The sequence below is a fragment of the Asticcacaulis sp. YBE204 genome (assembly GCF_000495855.1).
Taxonomy (GTDB): Bacteria; Pseudomonadota; Alphaproteobacteria; order Caulobacterales; family Caulobacteraceae; genus Asticcacaulis.
On record NZ_AWGF01000041.1, the window covers coordinates 1 to 769 of the forward strand.

General features: G+C 64.6%; 1 pseudogene. It reads right to left on the minus strand.

Annotated elements, in window-relative coordinates:
* A pseudogene (locus tag AEYBE204_RS39215) lies at positions 1-769 on the minus strand (hypothetical protein); the annotation flags it as partial.

Genomic DNA, 769 nt, shown 5'->3' on the forward strand with positions numbered 1-769 from the left:
AGGAAGTCTTCACCGCGCCTTTTCTCACCGAAGATCAGGACGGTTTCACGCCGTTCGCCCTGGGCGGCTATTTCGCGCAGTAAGCCAATCAACGGTGCGATGCCAGTACCGGTACCGATAAGCAGCACCGGCAAGGCGGTGTCGCGCGGCAGGTAAAAGCCGGGGTTGGCGCGGCAGAAAAGGCGGAAAGGACCGGGATGCTTGAGCAGCCAGCCGGTTGCCGTGCCGCGCCGTGTGCGGCCGTCGCGTTCATATCGTACGTCGCGCACGCACAGATCGAGGCTCTCTGCCCGCGTTGCCGAAGCGATGGAGTAGGCGCGCGGCAGGCAAACGGGCAGCAGCGCCAACAGGTTCTCCAGCGTGATCGTGTGCGGCGGGCAAAAATCGTGCAGCACGTCCAGCAGATCGGCGCCGTACAGATAACTCTCCAGGGCTTTGCGCTGACGGATCTTCAGCAAGCCTTTGAGCTCTTCGCTGTCGGCCAACTGCGCCAGTTCGCGCAGCGTCGTTTTGCTGAGCTGGCGCAGCTCCCGGCGCCGCAGCGCGTCGACGGCCTCCGGCCTGCCGAGCCAGTCTGCCAGCCGGGTCAATAATCCTTCGTCGTTCTCCGGCAACAGATAGACGGTATCTCCCGCCCGGTAAACGATGCCGCTGCCGGCGATATTCAACCGCAGATGCCAGGCTTGCGGCGTGCGAGCGCTGAGCGGCCGCCGTTCGAGGAGGGCGGCGCTGAACGCATGGTCTTCGCCGTAGGCGGTCACGCGCAGAT